The organism is Stenotrophomonas sp. KH_052, assembly GCF_057838755.1.
This window is the reverse complement of record NZ_CM174475.1, coordinates 3,897,303-3,915,759: the sequence shown is the minus strand read 5'-3', so window position 1 is coordinate 3,915,759 and position 18,457 is coordinate 3,897,303. Positions and strand designations below refer to the sequence as shown.

At 66.9% G+C, this 18,457-nt stretch carries 21 protein-coding genes and 1 other RNA gene; 4 read left to right on the top strand and 18 right to left on the bottom strand.

What is annotated here, in order from left to right; genetic code table 11:
- Position 1 precedes the first annotated feature (1 nt).
- A complete protein-coding gene (gene thiE / locus AC3ITW_RS17950; RefSeq protein WP_012512011.1) occupies positions 2 to 628 on the bottom strand; it encodes a thiamine phosphate synthase in 627 nt (208 codons plus the stop codon).
- Positions 629 to 662: 34 nt separating this feature from the next.
- Here thiE and AC3ITW_RS17945 point away from each other — a divergent pair, with 34 nt between their 5' ends.
- Positions 663 to 887, top strand: a complete 225-nt coding sequence (locus AC3ITW_RS17945; RefSeq protein WP_014038358.1) for a rubredoxin — start codon at positions 663 to 665, stop codon at positions 885 to 887.
- A 59-nt stretch (positions 888 to 946) separates the two neighbouring features.
- On the opposite strand, the gene AC3ITW_RS17940 is transcribed toward AC3ITW_RS17945, so the two are convergent.
- From AC3ITW_RS17940 to AC3ITW_RS17905, 8 genes are all read right to left on the bottom strand, one after another.
- Entirely contained in the window at positions 947 to 1,792 is an 846-nt protein-coding gene (locus tag AC3ITW_RS17940; RefSeq protein ID WP_010484022.1) for a SirB1 family protein, read from the bottom strand.
- A gap of 131 nt (positions 1,793 to 1,923) precedes the next feature.
- Positions 1,924 to 2,370, bottom strand: coding sequence for a DUF192 domain-containing protein (locus AC3ITW_RS17935; RefSeq protein ID WP_012512009.1), 447 nt, complete (start codon positions 2,368 to 2,370; stop codon positions 1,924 to 1,926).
- A gap of 20 nt (positions 2,371 to 2,390) precedes the next feature.
- Positions 2,391 to 3,038, bottom strand: a complete 648-nt coding sequence (gene rpiA / locus AC3ITW_RS17930) for a ribose-5-phosphate isomerase RpiA (RefSeq protein ID WP_006389802.1) — start codon at positions 3,036 to 3,038, stop codon at positions 2,391 to 2,393.
- 22 nt (positions 3,039 to 3,060) lie between these two features.
- Positions 3,061 to 3,540, bottom strand: coding sequence for an EVE domain-containing protein (locus AC3ITW_RS17925; RefSeq protein ID WP_032128370.1), 480 nt, complete (start codon positions 3,538 to 3,540; stop codon positions 3,061 to 3,063).
- Positions 3,537 to 4,130 carry a 5-formyltetrahydrofolate cyclo-ligase gene (locus tag AC3ITW_RS17920; RefSeq protein WP_006389798.1) on the bottom strand — a complete coding sequence of 198 codons (594 nt, stop codon included), beginning with the start codon at positions 4,128 to 4,130 and terminating at the stop codon, positions 3,537 to 3,539. The genes AC3ITW_RS17925 and AC3ITW_RS17920 overlap by 4 nt, the downstream gene beginning before the upstream one ends.
- An 83-nt stretch (positions 4,131 to 4,213) precedes the next feature.
- A non-coding RNA gene (gene ssrS, locus AC3ITW_RS17915) (6S RNA) lies at positions 4,214 to 4,399 on the bottom strand.
- Positions 4,400 to 4,552: 153 nt separating this feature from the next.
- The gene (locus AC3ITW_RS17910; RefSeq protein WP_006389797.1) at positions 4,553 to 4,849 is read right to left on the bottom strand and encodes a cell division protein ZapA; all 297 of its coding nucleotides are present in this window, start codon (positions 4,847 to 4,849) and stop codon (positions 4,553 to 4,555) included.
- Positions 4,846 to 5,067 (bottom strand): TIGR02449 family protein, encoded by a 222-nt coding sequence (locus tag AC3ITW_RS17905; RefSeq protein WP_005410898.1) that lies wholly within the window; start codon positions 5,065 to 5,067, stop codon positions 4,846 to 4,848. The genes AC3ITW_RS17910 and AC3ITW_RS17905 overlap by 4 nt, the downstream gene beginning before the upstream one ends.
- Positions 5,068 to 5,221: 154 nt before the next feature.
- Here AC3ITW_RS17905 and AC3ITW_RS17900 point away from each other — a divergent pair, with 154 nt between their 5' ends.
- Positions 5,222 to 5,770, top strand: a complete 549-nt coding sequence (locus AC3ITW_RS17900; RefSeq protein ID WP_032128368.1) for a YecA/YgfB family protein — start codon at positions 5,222 to 5,224, stop codon at positions 5,768 to 5,770.
- A 5-nt stretch (positions 5,771 to 5,775) separates the two neighbouring features.
- On the top strand, positions 5,776 to 7,098 hold the full coding sequence (locus AC3ITW_RS17895; RefSeq protein ID WP_087943715.1) for an aminopeptidase P N-terminal domain-containing protein: 1,323 nt from the start codon (positions 5,776 to 5,778) through the stop codon (positions 7,096 to 7,098).
- Between the two features lie 556 nt (positions 7,099 to 7,654).
- On the opposite strand, the gene pepQ is transcribed toward AC3ITW_RS17895, so the two are convergent.
- From pepQ to rph, 7 genes are all read right to left on the bottom strand, one after another.
- Positions 7,655 to 8,986 (bottom strand): Xaa-Pro dipeptidase, encoded by a 1,332-nt coding sequence (pepQ, locus tag AC3ITW_RS17890; protein WP_100435202.1) that lies wholly within the window; start codon positions 8,984 to 8,986, stop codon positions 7,655 to 7,657.
- Positions 8,987 to 9,061: 75 nt separating this feature from the next.
- Complete coding sequence (locus AC3ITW_RS17885; RefSeq protein ID WP_006389793.1) at positions 9,062 to 9,436, bottom strand: PilZ domain-containing protein; 375 nt, start codon at positions 9,434 to 9,436, stop codon at positions 9,062 to 9,064.
- Positions 9,433 to 11,715 (bottom strand): DUF1631 family protein, encoded by a 2,283-nt coding sequence (locus tag AC3ITW_RS17880; RefSeq protein ID WP_006389792.1) that lies wholly within the window; start codon positions 11,713 to 11,715, stop codon positions 9,433 to 9,435. Before AC3ITW_RS17880 ends, AC3ITW_RS17885 begins: the two co-directional genes overlap by 4 nt.
- A gap of 203 nt (positions 11,716 to 11,918) precedes the next feature.
- Positions 11,919 to 13,145 carry a radical SAM family heme chaperone HemW gene (hemW, locus tag AC3ITW_RS17875; RefSeq protein ID WP_065723796.1) on the bottom strand — a complete coding sequence of 409 codons (1,227 nt, stop codon included), beginning with the start codon at positions 13,143 to 13,145 and terminating at the stop codon, positions 11,919 to 11,921.
- A gap of 56 nt (positions 13,146 to 13,201) precedes the next feature.
- Complete coding sequence (gene rdgB / locus AC3ITW_RS17870; protein WP_006389722.1) at positions 13,202 to 13,798, bottom strand: RdgB/HAM1 family non-canonical purine NTP pyrophosphatase; 597 nt, start codon at positions 13,796 to 13,798, stop codon at positions 13,202 to 13,204.
- Positions 13,795 to 14,184 carry a VOC family protein gene (locus AC3ITW_RS17865; RefSeq protein WP_006389719.1) on the bottom strand — a complete coding sequence of 130 codons (390 nt, stop codon included), beginning with the start codon at positions 14,182 to 14,184 and terminating at the stop codon, positions 13,795 to 13,797. The genes rdgB and AC3ITW_RS17865 overlap by 4 nt, the downstream gene beginning before the upstream one ends.
- Complete coding sequence (gene rph / locus AC3ITW_RS17860) at positions 14,181 to 14,906, bottom strand: ribonuclease PH (protein WP_012512000.1); 726 nt, start codon at positions 14,904 to 14,906, stop codon at positions 14,181 to 14,183. The genes AC3ITW_RS17865 and rph overlap by 4 nt, the downstream gene beginning before the upstream one ends.
- A 123-nt stretch (positions 14,907 to 15,029) precedes the next feature.
- On the opposite strand from rph, the gene AC3ITW_RS17855 reads away from it, so the two are divergent.
- Positions 15,030 to 15,890, top strand: coding sequence for a YicC/YloC family endoribonuclease (locus tag AC3ITW_RS17855; protein WP_012511999.1), 861 nt, complete (start codon positions 15,030 to 15,032; stop codon positions 15,888 to 15,890).
- Positions 15,891 to 16,041: 151 nt separating this feature from the next.
- Here the strand turns inward: AC3ITW_RS17855 and AC3ITW_RS17850 are convergent, their stop codons facing one another.
- Positions 16,042 to 17,187, bottom strand: a complete 1,146-nt coding sequence (locus AC3ITW_RS17850; RefSeq protein WP_489389807.1) for a Fic family protein — start codon at positions 17,185 to 17,187, stop codon at positions 16,042 to 16,044.
- A 182-nt stretch (positions 17,188 to 17,369) separates the two neighbouring features.
- On the bottom strand, positions 17,370 to 18,449 hold the full coding sequence (gene selD / locus AC3ITW_RS17845) for a selenide, water dikinase SelD (RefSeq protein ID WP_012511998.1): 1,080 nt from the start codon (positions 18,447 to 18,449) through the stop codon (positions 17,370 to 17,372).
- Positions 18,450 to 18,457: the final 8 nt, after the last annotated feature.

The following is an 18,457-nucleotide window of genomic DNA, read 5'->3' as shown; positions in this document are numbered from 1 at the left end:
ATTACGCGAACTGGGCGAGGTAGGCGCGCTGGGTCGCCACCGGGTCTTCGGCGGCGAACACGCTGCTGACCACGGCGACCAGATCGGCGCCGGCGTCGATGATGGGACCGACATTGTCCGGCGTCAGGCCGCCGATCGCCACCCGCGGCACGCCGAGTGCGGCGCTTTGCCGCAGCAGGTCGGTATGGGCGCGGCTGGTGGTGATCTTGGTGGTGGTCGGGAAGAATGCGCCGAAGGCCACGTAGCTGGCGCCGGCGGCCACGGCCTGTTCGGCATTGGCCAGCTGGTCGTAGCAGGACGCGCCGATGATGGCATCCGCGCCGAGCAGGGCGCGCGCGCTGGGGATGTCGCCATCGGTGCCGCCCAGATGCACGCCGGCGGCGCCGACCGCCTTGGCCAGCGCCGGGTCGTCGTTGACGATCAGCGGCACGCCGTGTTCCGCGCACAGCGCCTGCAGGGCGGTGGCCTGCTCGCGCCGCAGCGCGTCACTGGCGGTCTTGTTGCGGTACTGCAGCCAGGTGGCGCCGGCGGCCAGCAGCGGCGCGGTGCGGTCCAGCAGGCGCGCGGTATCGGGCTCGTCCGGGGTGATCAGGTAGACGCCGCGGGGCGCCGGGGAAGCAGAAGTCATCGATGGCTACCGGTGAGTGGACCGCGATGGGACAATGGCGGCCCGTGAATCCAGCCCTGATTATCCGATGAGCGATGCCACCCCCACCACCTTGCGCACCTGGATGTGCGTGGTCTGCGGCTTCCTTTACAGCGAAGCGGAAGGCTTGCCGGAGGAGGGCATCGCGCCGGGGACGCGCTGGGAAGACATTCCCGAGACCTGGACCTGCCCGGATTGCGGCGTGACCAAAGCCGATTTCGAGATGGTCGAGGTCGATTGATTGGTGGGCCACCCGGCCCATCCGGTGGGTGTGGACCGTTGGTCCACACACCGACATCCTCAATGCAGCCGCGGCACCGGTCCACCCAGGTCGATCAGCTTCTCGCGCAGCCACTGCGCATCGCTGGCCTCGGGATTGCGCTTCAGGTACTGCCCCAGGTCATGGCGGGCACCGGCCAGATACTCCAGCTGCAGGTAGGCCAGGCCACGGTCGCGCAGGGCGTCGTCCTGCTCCGGGGCCAGTTTCAGCAGGCGGTCGGCACTGCGTGCAGCGCGGTCCCATTCGCCCGCTTCGGCATACACGCCGTGCAGGTTGCGCAGCATCCGCATCAGGATTGCGCGCGCAGGGGCCGGGTCGAGGATCTGCGCCAGCACCTGGTCGTCGGGCATCTGCCCGCCCAGGTGTGACTTGGCCCGCTCGCGCAGTTCGTCCACGTCCAGCGGGCGGCCGCCATTGAACGGGTCCATCACCAGCACGCCGTCGTCCACCGGCAGGCGCACCAGGAAGTGGCCGGGGAAGGACACGCCGTCGAGCGGGATTCCCAGCCGGCGCGCGACTTCCATCTGCACCAGTGCCAGCGAGATCGGGTTGCCCAGGCGGCGCTCGAATACCTGGTTGAGGTAGCTGTTGCGCGGGTCGTAGTACTCGTCGTGGTCGCCGCTGTAGCCCAGCTCGTCGAACAGGTGGCGGTTGATTGCCGCCATCTTCAGCGGGCTGTTATCGATGCTGTCCACTTCCGAGCGGAGGTGGTCGACGTGGCTCTGGATCAGCGCGTCGTACGTGGACGGCTGCAGATCGGGGTATTCATCGCGCGCGATCAGCAGCGCGGTCGGCAACAGTGGCAGCGCCTCGTCTTCGAGGTCGGCCAGTGCATCCCAGTCGGGGAGTGAGATCCGGTCCTGCATGACCACAGACTGGCGGCAATTGCAGGCGGTTTCAAGCGGTGTCGCGTGAAAAAGTCAGGGGTCAGATCCCTTTCGCGTGCGAAAGGGATCTGACCCCTGCAGGGTTGCCGGCCGCTGGCCGGCCGCATCGTTTACTTTTCGATGCCCGGGCCGAAGGTCAGCTCGGTGCCGTCCTTCAGCTTGAGCTTCTCGGCCTGGCCGGCGTTGAGCTCCAGCACATAGCGCGCCGGTCCACCGCTGGGGTAGGGCGGGCACATGTCGCCGGCCGAGCACGGCGGCACATCGCGCTGCTGGCTGACCAGCTTGCGCTGGCTGTCGAAGTACAGGATGTCCAGCGCAAGCTTGGTGTTCTTCATCCAGTACGCCTGCATTTCCTCGCGGTCGTGGATGAACAGCATGCCGTGATCGGCGGCCATCTGGTCGCGGAACATCAACCCGCGCGCGCGGGTTTCATCGTTGGTGGCCAGCTCCACCTGGTAGCGGGCGCCATCCAGCTCGACCCAGTGGCGGGCCGCATCGGTGGCACAGCCGGCCAGGGCCAGCAGCGGAAGCATCAGCAGCGAACGCAACAGCGACATCGTCAGGATCCTTGCAAAGGTCAGAGCACGACCGGCGGCTCGCCACCGACGATCACCACGTCGGCGCGACGGCGCGCGAACAGGCCGACGCAGACCACACCCGGCAGCTGGTTGAGCTCGCGCTCCAGCTTTTCCGGGTCGGTGATCTGCAGGTTGTGGATGTCCAGGATCTGGTTGCCGTTGTCGGTCACCACGCCTTCGCGCCAGGTCGGCTGGCCGCCGGTCATGTCGCGGATCTGGCGGGCGACCAGGCTGCGCGCCATCGGGATCACTTCCACCGGCAGCGGGAATTTGCCCAGCACCGGCACCTGCTTGCTCGGGTCGACGATGCAGATGAAGCGCTCGCTGGCCTCGGCGATGATCTTCTCGCGGGTCAGTGCGGCGCCGCCACCCTTGATCAGGCACTTGTTGGCATCGCACTCATCGGCGCCGTCCACGTACAGCGACAGGTTGCCGCTGTGGTTCAGCTCGATCACCTCGATGCCGTGCTGCTTCAGGCGCGCGGTGCTCTGTTCGGAGCTGGACACGGCGCCCTTGATGCGGTGCTGGATGCGGGCCAGGGCATCGATGAAATAGGCCACGGTGGAACCGGTGCCGACACCGACGATCATGCCGTCTTCAACGTACTCGATGGCTTTCTCGGCGGCCAGGCGCTTGGCTTCGGACATGGGAGAACTCTCAGGCAGGGAATCAGGATTTCTTTTCCAGCGACAGCAGCAGCTTCCACTGCGCGGCGGTCACCGGGAACACCGACAGGCGGTTGCCCTTGGCAACCAGCGGGAAGCCTTCGCCGAGCTCTTCGGCGTGCAGCTTGATCTCGTCCAGCGCGATCACCTGCTTGAGCTTGCGGTCGAAGGCCACGTCCACCAGCATCCAGCGCGGGTTTTCGCGCGTGCTCTTGGGGTCGTGGTAGTCGGATTTGGGGTCGAACTGGGTGTCGTCCGGGTAGGCTGGGCTGGCCACCGTGGCCAGGCCGACGATGCCCGGCACCTTGGTATTGGAGTGGTAGAACAGGATGCCGTCGCCCACCTGCATGCCATCGCGCATGAAGTTGCGCGCCTGATAGTTGCGCACCCCGTTCCAGGGTTCGACCTTGACCTTGGCCAGGTCATCGATGGAGAAGGCGTCCGGTTCGGACTTCATCAGCCAGTAGCGCTTGCGGGCGGTCATGCGTTCACGGGGGCAGCGGAGGGGAACAGGGGGCCGTCTTCGGTGCAGATCGCATCCACCGGCACGTCCCACGACGCCACCGGCAAGGACTCGACCTGCTGCACCGCGAACGCAGCGCCGACCAGCCAGGGCGGCGCCGGCCGGTCGTGGCGGAAGGCGAAGCTGCGATCATACCAGCCGCCCCCCATGCCCAGCCGCCGGCACTGTGTGTCGAAGCCCACCAGCGGGGTCACCACCAGCGCCATCTGCGCCGGTTCCAGGGTGTCTTCCACGGCCACATCCGGCTCGGGGATGCCGTAACGGTTGCTGGTCAATGCTTGCCCGGGCCGCCATGGCGCGAAGCGCAGCGTGTCGCCGGCCAGAATCGGCAGGCAGTAGGTCAGTGTGTCGGGTAACTGCAACTGCCACCGGTGCAGGGCGATTTCGCCATCCAGCGCCCAGTAGCCGGCCACGGCGCCTTCGCGCGGGGCGAACGGCAGGGCCAGCAGGGCATCGGCGAGGGATTCGGCGGCGGCAATGCGCTCAGCGGCGGAAAGGTCGCGGCGGCGTTGCCGCAGGTCGTGGCGCAGGGCCTGGCGCGGGTCGGTCATGGCAGCGTGCGGCAAGGATCAGCCGTCATTGTGCCGGAAAGAACAAGGGCGACGCCCGAAGACGCCGCCCTTGCTGGAATATTGCATTCTCCGCAATGTCGATGCATGCGAAACGACCTTGAACCCGGGGGCTCAAGTGGGAACGCTGGAGAACCATCGGGCTTCCCGCTACAAGGCGGACCTGCACTCCCGGCGCTGTCGCGCTCCCGGTGTCGTTCTTAAGGGACAAGGCGAATGTTTGCACATGCCGTCGAGTACCGCAGAGAACGCGTGGCCATTATAGCCAGCACGCAGGATCTGGATAGGCCGTTCGTCGGCAACAGTCCGTGCCAATTCAGATATGAGAAAAGGGGACGGAGGGGATTAAGACGTTTCCAGCACAGAAGGGGCGAATGCGCCTTAATCCCCTCCGTCCCCTTTTTCTATGGGGTGCCGTCGATCGCGCGGTCCAGACGTCGGTTCAGGTCGGCCAGCGTCTGCTGCAGCGCCACCGCCTGGCGGGCGTTTTCGTCGCGCAGCAGCTGCAGTTCGTGGGCCAGGTTCAACGCGGCCAGCACCGCAATGCGGTCCACCGCGGCCATGCGGTTGCTGCCGCGGATCTCGCGCATGCGTGCATCGAGCAGGCGCGCGGCGGCCATCAGGCTGTCGCGTTCATCGCCGCCGACACCCACGGTGTATTCACGATCGAGGATGCGGACACTGACCGGTTCGGCGCTCATGTGTGCTGCTCCAGGGATTTGAGCCGGCTGATCATTGCTTCCACCCGCGAGCGCGCCTGTTCGTTCTTGGCCAGCAGCGTGGAGCGCTCGGCCACCAGTTGTTCCTGCTGATGGCGCAGGCTGCGGTTCTCCTCGGCCAGCCGCTGGTTGCGTTCAAGCAACGCTTCCACGCGGGCGGCGAAGTCCTGCAGCTGGGCAAGGGGATCGGCGGGTTCCATGCGGGCACGATAGGCAAGCGGGGCAAGGGCGGTCAAGCGCTGTCGCAGCAAGGCCCGGCGGCCACGGGGAGGAGGCCGTCGGGTTGCTACACTAGGCGGTCTCACGGGCGCGCGCGTGCGCGCTCCTGGTTTCCTTATCCGAACGAGCCGCACGATGACCGAACTTCCCTCCGTCGACGACGTTACCCGCGCCAGCCAGGAACTGGGCCTGGGCGCCACCGCTGCCGAGCTGCACGGCGCACTGTGCGGCTGGCTGGCCGCCGGCGGTGCCCCCGGCAATGATTGGCCGGCGCGTGTGCTGGCCGACGACAACCTGCCGCCGGTGGCCGCCGACAGCGTGCTGGGGCAGCTGCTGCAGGTCACCATCAAGCAACTGGAAGACCGCGATTTCGCCTTCGAACTGCTGCTGACCGATGGCGACGACGTGTCCGCGCAGGCTGATGCCATGTTCAGCTGGACCCGTTCCTTCCTGGGCGGCTTCGGCCTGGGCAGCGGCGGCCGCCGCCCGACCCTGTCCGAAGAGGGCGAAGAAGCGCTGACCGACATGGCCAGCCTGGCGCGTGCCTCCAGCGAGGATTTCGAGGCCGGTGGCGATGACGATGACGAAGCCCTGTCCGAGATCGAGGAATTCATCCGCGTGGCGGTACTGCTGCTGCACGGTGACGTGGTGCTGGCCTCGCGCCATCGGCAGCGCCTGAACTGATGGACATCAAGCAGCGCACCGGCATCGCGGCCGGCGAATACAAGCGTCGGCGCCGCCAGCTGATGGACATGGCCGGCGAGGATGCGATCCTGGTGCTTCCCGCCGCCGCCGAGAAGGTGCGCAGCCTCGATACCCATTACCCGTTCCGGCAGGATTCGGACTTCCAGTACCTGAGCGGCTTCCCGGAGCCGGAAGCGGTGCTGGTGTTGATCCCGGGCCGCCGCCACGGCGAGGCCATCCTGTTCTGCCGTGAGCGCGACGCCGAGCGCGAAGCCTGGGACGGTGGGCGTGCCGGCCAGGAAGGCGCGGTGGCGCAGTACGGCATGGACGATGCCTATCCGATCGATGATCTGGACGAGATCCTGCCGGGCCTGCTGGAAGGGCGTTCGCGCGTCTATTACCACTTCGGCCGCGATGCCGACTTCGACCTGAAGCTGATCGGCTGGGTCAACCGCGTTCGTTCGCAGGTGCGCCACGGTGCGCAGCCGCCACATGAGTTCCTGGAGCTGGGCCATCTGCTGCATGAGCAGCGCCTGTTCAAGTCCGGTTCGGAAGTGGCGCTGATGCACCACGCCGCGCAGATCAGCGTGCGCGCACATCTGGCGGCGATGAAGGCGGCGAAGGCGGGCATCCACGAGTACGAACTGCAGGCCGAACTGGAGCGGGTGTTCCGTGCCAGCGATGCGGTGCCGGCGTACTGCAGCATTGTCGGTGCCGGCCGCAACGGTTGCATCCTGCATTACCGCGACAACAACGCACGTTCGCGTGACGGCGAGCTGGTGCTGATCGATGCCGGTGCCGAGTACCGTGGCTATGCCAGCGACATCACCCGCACGTTCCCGGTGAACGGCCGTTTCAGTGCCGAACAGCGCGCGCTGCACGACCTGGTCGGCGATGCACAGGCCGCGGCACTGGCCCAGGCCAAACCGGGCGTGGCTTACGAGTTGGGTCACCTGGCGGCGGTGCAGACCCTGACCGAAGGCCTGCTGCGGCTGGGCCTGTTGAAGGGCACGCTGGAAAAGAACCTGTCCGAGGGCCTGTACCAGCGCTTCTACCGGCACAAGACCGGGCACTGGATCGGCATGGACGTGCACGACGTGGGCGACTACCGCCTGGCCGGCGATTCGCGCCTGCTGGAGCCGGGCATGGCGTTCACCATCGAGCCGGGGCTGTACATCGGCGTGGACGATACGACGGTGGAACCGCGCTGGCGCGGTATCGGCATCCGCACCGAGGATGATGTGCTGATCACCGATGACGGCCATCGCGTGCTGACCGAGGGCCTGGCGCGCAGCGCTGACGAGATCGAAGCGGTGATGGCGGGGTAAGGGGTTTCGGCAGGGCTTGCAGCCCTGCACCCGCAGAGGCAACAGCCAAAGCCAAGGCCAAAGCGGGCTATCCGTGGGATGGCGGGGCACTGTGGGTTTGCGGGGACGCCGTGAATCCATCCCTGGAGGCTTGGTCGCCGCATCCATGCGGTTCACACCCCGTAAACCCACCGTGCCCCGCCTTCGACAGGTTCACGCGGCTGTTGGTGGGTGCCGACCGTTGGTCGGCACATCTGTCAGATATCGAATGAATCCTCCACGCATGGCGTGGATCTACTGGCGACTGCGGCCGTTGGAACGCGCGGCTGTTGGTAGGTGTCGACCTTGGTCGACACAGAGCGAGCGCAGCGAGCGACCCGCTTCTGCTTTTCTTTTTTCTTTTCCGTGGTTGGACGCGGCAGGAAACTGTCAAAGGCCGGGTGGGGTGGGTTTGCAGGACCGTTGGCGCCATGGATGGCGCCATCGAGCCCCCATGGATGGGTTTACGGCGTGTCCTGCAAACCCACCCCGCCCGGCCAAGCGCGGCTTCTGATTTCAGCGACCAACCACGAGGGGCTCAGCCGTTCGCCGCCGCAAACACCGGCCGCGTCAGGTTGTCCGCTTCGCCCTCGGTGCACAGCACTTCGTCTTCGATGCGGATGCCGCCATACGGACGGAAGAAGTCCACGCGGTCCCAGTTGATCGCATCGCCATGACCGGCGTCCTTCACTTCATTCAACAGCATGTCGATGAAGTACAGGCCGGGTTCGATGGTCACCACCATGCCCGGTTCCAGCACGCGGGTCAGGCGCAGGTACGGATGGCCGGCCGGGCGCTCGATGCGGCCACCTTCGTCGCTGGCCGCGAAGCCGGCCACGTCGTGCACCTGCAGGCCGATCAGATGGCCGATGCCGTGCGGGAAGAACGCGGCGCTGACGCCGGTCTCCAGTGCGGTCTGCGGCGACACCTTGATCACGCCGAAGTCCTTCAGTACGCCCATCAGCGAAAGGTGCGCGTCCACGTGCAGCTGCTTGTAGTCGAAGCCCGGGCGCACCGCCGCGCACATCTGCTGCTGCGCGGCATCGACGGCAGCGATCATCGCCGCGAATTCATCGTGACCGTGCGCGGCGTAGGTACGGGTGATGTCGCTGGCGTAGCCGTACGCGCTGGCGCCGGCATCGATCAGGAAGCTGCGCAGCGGCTGCGGCGCCTTGCGGCCCAGCTCGGTGTAATGCAGCACGGCGGCGTGTTCGTTCAGCGCCACGATGTTGCCGTACGGCAGCTCGGTGGCATCCTGGCCCACGGCCTGGCAGTACGCCATGTGGATGCTGAACTCGTCGGCGCCGTTGCGGAATGCGGCCTCGGCGGCGCGATGGCCGCGCACGCCCAGCACCTGCGCCTGGCGCATCAACGCGATTTCATACGGCGTCTTGCTGCCGCGGTGCCATTCCAGGTAGTTCACCACCGGTGCCGGGTTGTTCGGCACATAACTGCCCAGCGCGCTCTGCGGCTCGCCGAGGATCGCGCAGCGCGACGGATCGGCCGGCAGCAGCGCCAGCGCCTCTTCGGGCTTGCGGATGATGTGGATGTCGAAGTGCTCCACCCACCAGCCGCTGGGTGCGTCCGGTACCACGTGCCAGTAATCGAACGGCTGGTGGAAGATAACGGCCGGGCGCTTGCCGGGGGTGAATACGATCCAGCTGTTGGGCACGCGGGTCAGCGGCAGCCAGGCCTTGAACTGCGGGTTCACCGCGTACGGGTAGTCGCGGTCGTCGAACACCTGGTAGTGCAGGGTACCGCTGGGCACCACCAGATGGTCGAAGCCGCCGCGGGCCAGTGCCTGTTCGGCGCGTCGGCACAGCACGGCCAGGTGGTCGGAATACAGGGCGCCGGGGTCTTGCTGGATCATTGCGGTGGCTCGACACGGAAAACGGCCCTAGATTCTGCCGCATACCGCGAAAAACCGCTGTGCCGGAACCGGCACTCAGGCCGTCGAAAGCGGTCCCTCGTCGCTGTCCTCGCCCACCCACTGGCGCAGCAGCTGCCGATGTTCACGTGACAGGGTCAGGAAGCGGAAGCCGGTCCAGCTCTGTCCAGGTACGTGCGCCGGCTCGCTCCACAGCAGATGCACGCCGACATCGATCGCTTCCTGGCGGCCATCACCCATCGGCAGCGGGAAGCGCAGCTGGTACAGCGCATCTTCGCGCAGCGGGGCGCTGGCCAGCATCAGCATGCCGGTCTCGGAGACATTGCCGAGGCGGCCGACCACGCATTCGCGCATCTGGTCGGTGACCGGCACCAGGTCCGAGACCTGGCGGCGCGGTGCGCGGCGCGTGTCCTGCGGCGGGACGGGTTTCATGCGTGGGTCTCCTGCGTGCGATCACCGGCCAGTGTGCGCAATGCGCCAAGGCTGGCCTGCCAGGCGCGGTCGACCAGCCGGCCCTTGTCCTCGGTGACCAGTTGCGCATGGCCAGCGCTGATCTGCCGGGCCAACGTATCCAGGTCGGTATCGGCGATCTTCTGCCCGCGTGCGTTGACCAGCAACGCGTGGCCAGTCAGCAGGCTGTACCAGGACAGTCGCTGGCGGCGAAGGGTGCCGTCGTCGTTGTCGATGTCGAACCAGCTGCCGAACGGCAGCGTCGACAGTAGCTGGTACGCCGCTTCTTCGGAATCGCTGCGCGGTGCGTCGGCAGCGGTACCGGCGGTCGTGCCGGCATGTTCACCCAGGCGCGCGCGTGCCTTCAGGCGGGCGCTGAGTTCGGTACGCGAGGTGCTGTCATCCTCGCCACCGGGCGTGGCCAGGCGGCGGGCGACGGCAGCGGCTTCCTCGGCGTGGTAGCCAACCTGCAGCAAGGCTGCTTCGACCTCGGCGGCCAGCACCGTATCGGTGCCGACAGCGGTATCTACCGGCTGTGCGGTCACCGCTGCGATGCGCTCGGTCTGCTGCAGGCGCTCCTGCCACTGTGGTGAGTCGTCGCCATGGCGAAGCCGGGTCAGGGTCAGGGCATCGGCCCAGGCCTGGCGCAACAGGGTCTGCACGAAGCGCGGTGGCTCCTGCGCATCGCAGCACTGATCGATGCGGGCGCTGGCCTGGCGCCGGGCCAGTTCCAGCCGTTCCTTGCCGCGTGCAGCTTCCACGTGACGGCGTTCGGCCAGTTCGGCACGATGCGCGGCGGCACGCTGGTGCTGCTGCACATCTTCATTGGCAGCGGCGAAGGCTTCCGGCGCGCGTGCATCCTGGCCGAGCAGGCCCTGCACGCTCTGCGCCATGCGCTGCAGCAGCTGCGGGTCGACATCATCGTCGCCCAGCCAGTTGGCGCCGACCTCGGCGATCTGGTTGAGCAGCTCGCGCGCGGGATGTTCGTCGCGTACGAAGAAGCCCGGGTCGGCCATCGCAGCCCGCGCCAGCGGTACCTGCAGGCGCGCCAGCAATGCGGCGGGCACCGGGTCGGGGCGCTGTTGCTGTTGCACCTGCTGCATCAACAGGCGCAGCAGGTCGAGGTTGTCGCGGTCGTGGCTGCCGAGCTGGGCCTGCGCGCCGTGCTCGCTGCGCAGCTGGGCGACGACGGCGGCCTGCAGGTCGGCCACGCCGGTGGCGGCACTGGACTGGGCCTGCAGGCGCGCGAGTATGGCGTCCACCGCAGCGCTGGGTACGGCGCCGCTGTCCGCGGGTGCGGCGCTGGCATGGCGTGCCTGCTGCAACAGCTCATGCAGTGCGCTGCCGGTGGACGTGGTCAATCCAGGCGTGGTGGCGGGGCCGGCAGCGCCGCCCTCGTTGAAGGCGTCCTGCACCAGGCTCGACCAGGAGCCCGAGGGGGCAGAACCGTTCCAGCCGGTCAGTGGCGCAGCGGCGCGTTTTGCGGGCTGCGTGGTGCGGCCGCCACCCACCGACTGGGTGATGATCCGCCGCGTGCTCGAGGAACGCGCCAGATAGGGGGTGTAGACCAGCCCCGGCAGCACGCCGTGCTGGGCCAGCAGTGCATTGGCGCGGTCAAGTACATCACCCAGCCGCTCCAGCACCTGCCGTTCAAAGCTGCGGTACAGCGCCAGCTGCACCTCGGCGCCCAGCGCATCCTGTTCGGCCAGTCTGCGCACCATCGCGCACAGCGCCTGCGGCGCCAGTGGCAGTGTGTCGGCTTCGAAAGCCGGCGCTGCGGCAAGCACGCCCAGTCGTTGGCCCAGCAGGTTCAGCGTGTTGGTCGAGCGCAGGGTTTCCCGCCGCACCATCTCGGTCAGCAGCAGGTCGCGGTCGACGTCATGCTCGGCCACCAGCGACAGCCCCAGCATGCCGGGCAGCGGTGGTGGAGCCGTGCTGCTCGTGGCGGCGGCAGCCGGCTCGCGCAGGCGTGCCAGTGCTTCGGCAACGGCATCAAGCATGCGGTCGGCGAAGTGACCGGAGAAGGTGTGCAGCTGGCCGCGCTGGGCCATCAGTTCGGACTGCTGCTGCGGATTGCGCGCGCGGTCGGCGTCGTGCAGCAGGGTCTGCTCCAGCGCTTCGACGGTCAGGATCAGCGGCGCGGCCAGCGTTTGCCGGCACAGGCCGATCAACGCGCCCAGCAGTTCGCGCACCCGCGGTGGCAGGTCGCTGGCGGCCAGGCGGTTCTTGTCGGCAGGAGTGATGGAAAAGACAGCTGACATCGGCAGGCGGTACCCGGATTCCCGCGGATCGATCTGGTGAATCTACCGTGTCGGCCGCTGTCGGCGCTACTTTAGGGTGAATGTGCACCTTGTTCGCCGGGCCATGCCCGGTGGATGAACGGTAGTGCCGGCCGCTGGCCGGCAACTCTGTCTTTATCGGATTGCCGGCCAGCGGCCGGCACTACCCGTTACGGCGGAAGGGATCATTCCTCCAGGAACAGGCTCACCACATCGTTGGTGAAACGACGGCCCAGCTCGGTCGGCTGCACATGGCCATCCGTCACGTCCAGCCAACCGCGCTGCACGGCCTCGGCCAGCGGCGCATCAAGCACGTTGCGCGGCAGCCCGGTGCGCGACTCGAAATCGCGCAGGCCAAAGCCTTCATGCAGGCGCAGCAGATTCAGCATGTACTCGAACGGCAGGCGCTCGGGCGCGATCACCTCGTCACCGCCGAACGAGGCTGGCGTGCCAGCGCTGTCCAGGTAGGCCTGCGGATGCTTCAGTTTCCAACGCCGCAGCACGTGTTCCTCTGCACCGGAGCTGATCTTGCCGTGCGCGCCGGCACCGATGCCGAGATAGTCGCCAAAGCGCCAGTAGTTCAGGTTGTGCGCGCTCTGCCGGCCGGGGCGGGCGTAGGCACTGACTTCGTACTGGCCGAAACCGGCCTGCGCCAGGAGCGCCTGGCAGTGCTCCTGCATGTCCCAGGCGTTGTCTTCATCGGGAATGCCCTGCGGCGGCCGCGCGAAGAACACCGTGTTCGGTTCCAGGGTCAGCTGGTAGTGCGAGATGTGCGCCGGCTGCAGCGCGAACGCGCGTTCCAGATCAGCCTCGGCACCGGCCAGGGTCTGTTCCGGCAGTGCGTACATCAGGTCGATGTTGAAGTTGTCATAGCCCGCGTCCTGCGCCATTTTCACCGCGCGCTCGGCCTCGCCACTGTCGTGGATGCGGCCCAGGCGCTTGAGCATCGCATCGTCGAAACTCTGGATGCCGAAGCTGAGGCGGTTCACGCCGGCTGCGCGATAGCGGTCGAAGCGGCCGTGTTCGGCGGTGCCCGGGTTGGTTTCCAGGGTGATTTCGGCATTGGGCGCGAAGCGCAGGCGTGCGCTGGCCTGCTGCAGGAAGCGGTCGATCGCTTCCGGCGGGAACAGGCTGGGCGTACCACCACCGAAGAACACGCTGTGCACCACCCGGCCCCAGACCAGCGGCAGGTCCTGGTCGAGGTCGCGCAGCAGCGCATCGATGTAGGCATCGAACGGCAGCTCGCCCTTGGCCTGGTGCGAATTGAAATCGCAGTACGGGCATTTGCGCACGCACCACGGCAGGTGCACGTACAGCGACAGCGGCGGTGGCACCAGTCGCGGCGGGCTGTCGTGGTCAGCGGAGCAGGCTTCGCCGGGCAGGTGGTTGCAGTGGTCGTGGGCGTGCGGCATGGGCTTCTTCGGTAGTGCCGGCCGCTGGCCGGCTTCCCTGGTTCGATCGGGTGGCGTCAGTACAGCGTCGCCAGCTGCTGCTTGAGCTGTTGCAGGGCGAGGGCACGGTGGCTGATGGCGTTCTTCAGTGCCGGCTCCATCTCCGCGGCGGTCAGGCCGTGGGTGGTATCCAGGAACACCGGGTTGTAGCCGAAACCATTCGTTCCACGCAGTTCGCGGATGATCTGCCCCTCCCAGCGACCTTCGCAGATCAGCGGTTGCGGGTCGGTGGCGTGGCGCAGCAGCACGATCACCGCATAGAAGCGGGCGTCGCGCTGGCCATCGGGTACATCGGCCATCGCCTCCAGCAGCTTGGCGTTGTTGGCCGCAGCGTTGGTCGGATGGCCGGCATAGCGCGCGCTGTACAGGCCTGGTGCACCGCCGAGGGCATCGACGATCAGGCCCGAGTCATCGGCCAGCGCCGGCAGCCCGGTCGCTTCGCAGGCCGCGCGCGCCTTCAGCAGCGCGTTCTCGACGAAGGTCAGGCCGGTCTCTTCCACGTCGCCCAGGCCCAGCTCGGCGGCCGAGGTGATCTGCAGCGGCAGATCGGCGAGGATCTCCTGCATTTCCACCAGCTTGCCAGCGTTGTGGCTGGCCAGTACCAGTTGCTTCATTGACGGGGCTCCAGCAGGTCCCAGGTGTTGCCGTACAGGTCGCGGAACACCGCCACCGTTGCATAGGGTTCTTCGCGCGGCGCTTCCAGGAACTCGACCCCGGCGGCCAGCATCGCTGCGTGGTCGCGGTGGAAGTCGTCGGTGTTGAGGAAGAAGGCGACGCGGCCACCGGTCTGGTTGCCGATGCGGCTGCGCTGCTCGTCGTCGCTGGCGCGTGCCAGCAGCAGTGCGGCGGCGCTGCCGTCGGTCGGGCCGACCACCACCCAGCGCTTGTGGCCCTGGTCGATGTCATCCAGCAGCGCGAAGCCCAGCTTGCCGGTGTACCAGGCAATGGCTTCGTCGTAGTCGGCCACCACCAGCGTGGTCAGGGCAAGGCGCCGGTTCATGCCGACAGCGCTGCCTGCTGCGCGTCCAGCAGCTCGCGCACGCCCTTTTCGGCCAGGCCCAGCAGCGCGTCCAGTTCGTCGCGACGGAAGGCATGGCCTTCGGCGGTGCCCTGCAGTTCGATGAAGCCACCGCCGTCGTTCATCACCACGTTCATGTCGGTGTCGCAGTCGCTGTCTTCGGCGTAGTCCAGGTCCAGCACCGGGGTGCCGCGGTAGACGCCCACCGACACCGCTGCCACGGCGCCCAGGATCGGGTTGCGCTTGATGTCGCCACGCTTCATCAGCACGTTCACCGCATCGACCAGGGCCACGTAGGCGCCGGTGATGGCAGCGGTGCGGGTGCCACCGTCGGCCTGCAGCACGTCGCAGTCGAGGGTGATGGTGCGCTCGCCCAGTGCATTGCGGTCCACGCAGGCACGCAGGCTGCGGCCGATCAGGCGCTGGATCTCCAGGGTGCGACCGCCCTGCTTGCCGCGTGCGGCTTCGCGGTCGCTGCGGGTGTGGGTGGCACGCGGCAGCATGCCGTACTCGGCGGTCACCCAGCCCTCGCCCTTGCCACGCAGGAAGCCCGGCACGCGGTTCTCGACGCTGGCGGTGCACAGCACACGGGTTTCACCGAAGCAGACCAGCACCGAACCTTCGGCGTGGCGGGTGAAGCCGCGTTGGATGACGACCGGACGGAGCTGGTCGGGCTGGCGGCCGCTGGGGCGGGAATCGGACATGGTGCGGGTTCCGTAATGTCGAGGGAGTACGCCGCCACGCCCGCGGCCTTCACGGGGCGGGCAAGGGGCTCTGGTGAGGGCGCTAGGGTACCATTCCCCCTTTGCACGCACCGGACACATTCCATGATTCGAAGCATGACCGCCTATGCCGGCGGCGAGCGGGTCACCCCGTGGGGCACGCTGGGCTGCGAGCTGCGCTCGGTCAACCACCGCTTCCTGGAGGTCGGCACGCGCCTGCCCGATGAACTGCGGGCATTGGAACCGCAGCTGCGCGAGCGCATTGCCGCGCGCCTGAGCCGTGGCAAGCTGGATCTGGTGATGCGCCTGCGCGCGCCGGAAGCCGCCGCCAACCTGCAGGTGGACGAGGCCCTGCTGGGCCAGCTGGGTCGCCTGGCGCACCGCCTGACCTCCGATTTCCCCAACCTGCAGGTCAGCTTCACCGATCTGCTGCAGCTGCCGGGCGTCACCCGCGGCGAGGCCACCGATGCTGCCGCGCTGCAGGCCGAGGCCCTTGCGCTGCTGGACCAGGTGCTGGACGGTTTCGTCGAAGCCCGTGAACGTGAAGGCGGCAAGTTGTCCGCTGCCATCAGCGAGCGCGTGGACGGCATCGAACGCATCGCCACCGAAGTGCGCACGCTGATTCCGGCCATTCGCGACGGCCAGCGCGCCAAGCTGGCCGCCCGCCTGGCTGACCTGCCGCATCCGGTCGACCCCGGCCGCGCCGAGCAGGAGTTGGTGCTGTGGCTGCAGAAGCTGGATGTGGATGAGGAACTGGATCGCCTCGGCAGCCACATCGTCGAGATCCGCCGCGTGCTCAAGCAGCGCGAGCCGGTCGGCCGCCGCCTGGACTTCCTGCTGCAGGAGTTCAACCGCGAAGCCAACACGCTGGGCTCCAAGTCGGTGGACAGCCGTACGTCCAATGCGGCGGTGGAGCTGAAGGTGCTGATCGACCAGATCCGCGAACAGGTGCAGAACATCGAGTGAGAGTGCGTGGCCGGGCGTGCCGTCAGGCCATCGAAGATGCGTGCCCTGGCGGTTGGGACGAGCGTGTGATGGGGGATCGTTGATCCGCCTGGGTACGCATTAGGGGGCGATTCAACGTCTTCACTTCGATGCGCGGGCTGCGCCTACCTCCCTAGCGCTGCAGCAGTTCGGTGTATTGCTTGTAGCTGAACTGCTGGTTCCGTTTCTGATTCTCGGTACCGACAAGGACGTCAACGCTTTGCAGGACTTTGACAGCCGCACTGGCGGTGGGAAATGTCACCCCCAGCCTTTCAGCTGCAAATGTAATGGTGAAGCGCGGTATCGTAGGCAGCATTTCGAACAAGCGGATCGCCTGCACCGTGCCGTCTTTCGCAGCCATGACCTTTCTCCGGTCGGCTGCGATGAGTGAGGCGATGTCGATGATGTTTCTTTGGGCGTTCTCGGCGGCTTCGGTCGTGCAGTCGAGGAAGAAGCGGATCCAACTCTCCCAGTCGCCATCGGCGCGGATGGCCGACAGGAGCCGGTAGTACTCGGCTTGATGTTTCTTGAGTTCGCCAGAGACATAGAGCAGTGGCTCCGGCAGCAGCTTCCAGTCTTCCAGCAATGCTGCAATCAGCAAGCGGCCTATGCGCCCATTGCCATCAAGGAACGGGTGGCTCGTTTCGAACTGCGCATGGATCAAGGCAATGCGGACCAGAGGAGGAAGGTCTGTCGTAGTCTCGTGGATATAGTGCTCCATCTCACCCAGCAACCGTCCGACTTCCATGTGAGGCGGGGGGACGTAAAGAGCATTGCCTGGCCGGGTACCTGCGATCCAGTTCTGGGAGCGGCGCACTTCACCAGGTAGCTTCTGCTCGCCGCGCGCACTGTTCAAAAGGATGCTATGTGCTTCGCACAGCAGGCGCGTTGAGATCGGCAGGCCCCGATCGTGCTTCAGCTGGTCTCGCACATACGCGAACGCTTGCAGGTAATTCGTCACGTCGCTAACGTCTGTGGTACTAGCCACGTCGATTCCGGATTCTTGATCCAGCAGATCCGTCAGTGTCGCCTGAGTGCCTTCCATCTGGGAGGTCAACAAGGCCTCCTTGCGGATGGAGCTGTAGATCAGCCATTCAGCAGAAGCGACCAAACCTGACATGGCGGAGAGCCGTCCCAGCGCCGCCTCGGCTGCCGCATTGGCCATGTAGCAAGCAGGGTCAAGGGGCGGCATCGTGGGCGGCAATGGATGGGGCACGAAGGCCTTGACAAGCTCGCCACCCGAATCGGTGGTGGTATAAGTGCCGGTGGTCCTGGGCATTTGCGCTCCTGGCGAGGCGTTGTTAAAGGGATCTTTAAGAATCCCGGCCACTATTAAAGCATGCTTTAATAGTGATGAGATTGCTCTCAGTGGCACGTTATCTGAGCAAGCCGATGAAGTGGTGCCGCCGCCATGGCTGCGGATCTCATCGACGGGAGACGCGCGCCCGAGGCAAGAACATCTCAAACCACGCTGACGCCCGGCGCTCCCTCGCTCAAGCGCCCCACCACGGCCGCCTGGCCGAACCCGGCGTCGTGGAAGCAGGCCAGTACCGCATCCACCGCCTCCGGGGCGCAGGACACCAGCAGGCCACCACTGGTCTGCGGGTCGGTCAGCAGTGGCTGCCAGTGCGCCGCCGTGCCCTCGGCGAAACGCACCTCGGCGCCATACGAGGCCCAGTTGCGGTTGGAGGCGCCGGTCACGCAGCCGCGTTGCAGCAGGTCCAGCGTCTGCGGCAGCAACGGGATCTGCGCGCTGTCCACCTCGGCGGCCACGCCACTGGCGCGGCACACTTCCAGCAGGTGGCCGAGCAGGCCGAAACCGGTGACGTCGGTCATCGCGTGCACGCCGTCCAGCGCGGCAAGGGGCATGCCCACGCTGTTCAGGCGTGTGGTCGACTCGACCATTTGCCGGTAGCCCTCGGCATCCAGTACTTCTTTTTTCAGTGCTGACGAATACACGCCCACCCCCAATGGCTTGCCCAGCACCAGCACGTCATCGGCGCGGGCATCGGCATTGCGCTTGAGCCGTTGCGGATCGAGCACACCAATGGCAGCCAGGCCGTAGATGGGTTCCACCGAATCGATGCTGTGGCCGCCGGCCACCACGATGCCGGCATTGGCGCAGGCGCGTTCGCCGCCCTGCAGGATGCCGCGGATCGTGTCCTGCGGCAGGGTATTGATCGGCATGCCGACGATGGCCAGTGCGAACAGCGGGCGCGCGCCCATCGCGTACAGATCCGACAAGGCATTGGTGGCAGCGATGCGGCCGAAGTCGAACGGGTCGTCGACGATCGGCATGAAAAAATCGGTGGTGGCGACGATCGCCTGGTGGTCATCGAGGCGGTACACCGCGGCGTCGTCGCTGGTCTCGCGGCCGACTAGCAGTTCGACCGGTGCGGGAAGTGCCGGAACCCCGCGCAGCAGTTCGGTCAGCACACCCGGCGCGATCTTGCAGCCGCAGCCGCCGCCATGCGCGAGAGACGTCAGTCGTTGCGGGGCATCGGCCGTTGAAGGAGCGGGGGACTGCGCGTGCGTGGCCATGCCGACAT